Raw genomic sequence first — 2,899 nt, forward strand, 5'->3', positions numbered from 1 at the left:
GTATATATACACATTCTTATAAATGGATTATTGAACGTAACGTCATTGACTCTAAAAGTGCAGATAACTCAAATCTCTTTATTAACATAGACCGAATTCTGCAAAATATAAATGGTTTATCTTCTAATGGACTAATCGTAGGACCTGAATTTTCACGTATGATTGCTGAAATACTTTTTCAACAAATAGACAGTGAAGTTTTACTTGCTTTATCTAATAATGGTATTGAGTTCGATAATGATTACGCAATTTTTAGATATGTTGATGACATATTTATTTTTGCAAGAGATCAAGAGTATCTTGATAAAATAATTGATAACTACAAGTTTTTTGGTAAAAAATACCTGTTGCAACTTAATGAACTAAAACTTACAAAGGGCGAAACTCCATGTGTCCCAAAAGGTTGGATTGAAAGAACAAGACGCCTTTCAGATGTTATAGATAATATTTTTAAGAATATAAAAAAATCAGATTATGACAATCTCACAGAGGATGAACGTTTCTTAATAAAATCTGATTTTATTCCGATTGACAGAATAAAAAGCGAAATAACAGTTACAATGAAAGAATTTCCTAGTGCTAGACGGACTATTGTTTCATTCTTACTTTCAACACTTCTTAACAACATCGCAAAAAAGAAAGACGGTTATATGCTGTTTGGTAATAAGAAAGTCGGAAAATCTATAATGTTGATTGATTTAGCTTTGTTTATATATTCTTTTTGTCCTTCTTTTGACCAAACAAGAAAACTTATATCAATGATTGTATATATAGACGATGAGATAGATTTTAAAAACAACAATGATTCCAAGAAGAAATTAAATGATTTAATAAATAGATATTCATTTATATATCAAAAGTGTAATATCTTTGATATATGCGATTGGCTTCCATTTTTTAGTGAGTATAATATATCTCTTGTAGTTGAAGCTGAAAATGAATTAATAAAAAAAACTAATGAAGCTAATGATCCATTAATTTGGGCAAATATGTTATTATATTCAAAATATAGCATACCTTTTTTCAATGAAATTAAAAATAAACTAGATAAAGTGATTGAAGAGCAAATTTCTAAAATAACTGTTAGCGATGCCTTATTACACAAAGAATTTTGGTATGTGTTTATTTTTCATAATTGTCCATATAATTCTATTGCTTTGCAAGAGAAAATTGATTCCATTATAAATAATCTTCTTACAGCGGTTACTCCTTGTTCCTATCCTTCTTCATTGGCGATAAAGTTACTTTGTGATTATTTACAACGGAAATCTACAAATGGCAACAAACCATCAGAAAGTTTTTTTAATTGGAATAACATTCATGGTATCAGTGCACAAATTGCTTATCGTACTTACCAACGAACAATATTCAAGAAGTATGGTAGTAATAGACATAGTTTATATACAAGCCTCGACTGAATCAATTAATATTATATACAATATTTATTTAATTTATATTTTATACAAATAAAACCGTTATTTGTCGTAAAATATTTAATTTCCTATCACACTCTAAAACCATAGTTTTTCCGCTTCTCTTTCAATGTTATTTCACAACATAATACTCTTATCGCCACGCCGTAGCAACTGTCACCACTTTTTCATTGTGTCGTATAACAACCGCTTACCCCCACATATAACGTACCCTTCAAATTTAGCTAATTAAGGTTAAGAATAAAATTTAGAATGGGGAGGTCTCCCCCTACGCTCCATCCGACCACATAAAATATCAGGAACAATATTAGCACATAACAATTTATCTTTATTATAACATTTCTAAGTAACTTTTTATATAACCCATATTTTATGTGGCCGGATTACGCTACCCCCTCTACGGGAGACAAGCCCCCGTTTTGCTCCTCAATACTTTGTAGTTCGTATTAATCTTTATAACGCTCCTTGTGTCCTTGTAACACGCACAAGAGTTCGTAACCTTTAGCATTATTTCACATAACAAGTAATTCATTCCGTATGTCCCTTTTGGCATGGCTTTTGCAGTGGGAATAAATGGCTTCAGCCAGGCAAAAGCCATGCCAACCCCCTTCGGGGGTCAGGGCAATTATTCTAATTCATCTGTGTAAGCGTTTTTTCCCTTATAAAGTAAAATAAGGTAAAAATTGCTTGCGCAATTTTTTCTATTCTTAGTTTTTAAAAATTAATAACACCCAACAGGCGGGGTATTTTGTTTTCCTTGGTGGTGTGAGCGCGCCCTGTGCGGTGGCGAAGGGCGCTACAGCCCACACCACCAATACAAAATACCCCGCCTGCCTTCGTTGGGTTTTTGTTAAAGGCGGCGGTTTCGGGTTTTTTGCCCCCCTTCATGTCCCCCGTGCCTAGCTATCGGGGGCTACTACAATTATAGGAGGTTGTACTATGTACAACGAAAAAAAGCGGTTCTATTCGCCGCAGTTTTCAGAAATGGCGTGCGTAACAGTCCGCCGCCTCGCATGGGCGCTTAACGTGTCCATGCCAAAAGCCATTGACATCATCATCAATGAATTATCATCGGCTTTTTCATCATCGGTTGTTTGTCCAGAATGTAAGGACAAAACAAAATGCGCCGTATGCGGTTTTAACCAACAGCCGGCGGAAGAAAAGGAGGTAGTTATAAATGCGGCATAAAAACCGCCGCAGTTCCCCCGGCTCGCGCCGGGGGCGCGGTTCAATTCATTATCGGGCATATGCTGAATATAATCTTATTCACGGTAAGCCGCAGTTGGCAAGCACTTCAATTTTTACGACTAAATCGGCTTTAACGCCATTACCGTTATTTGAAAATTCAGCGTTAAAACAATCACGCATATTCCCCACGTTAGAAAACGCCCATTCATACATCGCCTATCTTCATGTGGCTTACAAAGACAGCCCCGCAACTCTAGTATAGTATTAAAACCCCCGCC

3 protein-coding genes are annotated in these 2,899 nt (G+C 35.1%); all 3 read left to right on the plus strand.

Annotated elements, in window-relative coordinates; translation table 11 throughout:
- Positions 1-1,418, plus strand: a 1,418-nt coding sequence (locus tag ACYVRH_RS11535) for an RNA-directed DNA polymerase (protein WP_461257062.1), incomplete at its 5' end; no start/stop codon positions are given.
- 954 nt (positions 1,419-2,372) lie between these two features.
- Complete coding sequence (locus ACYVRH_RS11540; protein WP_461257063.1) at positions 2,373-2,621, plus strand: hypothetical protein; 249 nt, start codon at positions 2,373-2,375, stop codon at positions 2,619-2,621.
- Complete coding sequence (locus ACYVRH_RS11545; protein WP_461257064.1) at positions 2,611-2,883, plus strand: hypothetical protein; 273 nt, start codon at positions 2,611-2,613, stop codon at positions 2,881-2,883. The genes ACYVRH_RS11540 and ACYVRH_RS11545 overlap by 11 nt, the downstream gene beginning before the upstream one ends.
- The last annotated feature ends 16 nt before the right edge of the window (positions 2,884-2,899 follow it).

The organism is Treponema sp. R80B11-R83G3 (assembly GCF_054786115.1).

What these genes read in the sequence shown, in the direction of transcription:
- ACYVRH_RS11540 (WP_461257063.1), top strand. Translation starts at nt 2,373, where the DNA reads ATGTACAACGAAAAAAAGCGGTTCTATTCGCCGCAGTTTTCAGAAATG.
- ACYVRH_RS11545 (WP_461257064.1), top strand. Translation starts at nt 2,611, where the DNA reads ATGCGGCATAAAAACCGCCGCAGTTCCCCCGGCTCGCGCCGGGGGCGC.